Annotated in this window: 1 pseudogene; it reads left to right on the forward strand. The window is 32.8% G+C overall.

From position 1 onward, the window contains the following. Positions 1-299: pseudogene (locus FOT98_RS32005) on the forward strand (bifunctional glutamate--cysteine ligase/glutathione synthetase); the annotation flags it as partial.

Genomic DNA, 299 nt, shown 5'->3' on the forward strand with positions numbered 1-299 from the left:
CAAACTTTATCGAATTCTTATGGCCGTCGTAAACAAATGCTTTGTGGTGTTCATTTTAACTTTGAATTTGGCGATGAGTTAATTCAGGCTTTATTTAATGCGCAATCGGAGATTAAGGATTACCAGCATTTTAAAACAGAGATGTATCTAAAAGCCACAAGAAACTATTTACACCATCGATGGTTATTCACTTATTTTTATGGATCTTCTCCTAGTAGTGAAAAGAATTTTTTTGAAGAAGATTCGTTGAAAGAGGTAGTAAGAAGCATTAGAAGCAGTAAATATGGTTATACCAATTC

The organism is Bacillus sp. HY001 (genome assembly GCF_007558965.1).
In the GTDB taxonomy this organism is placed as follows: domain Bacteria; phylum Bacillota; class Bacilli; order Bacillales; family Bacillaceae_G; genus Bacillus_A; species Bacillus_A mobilis.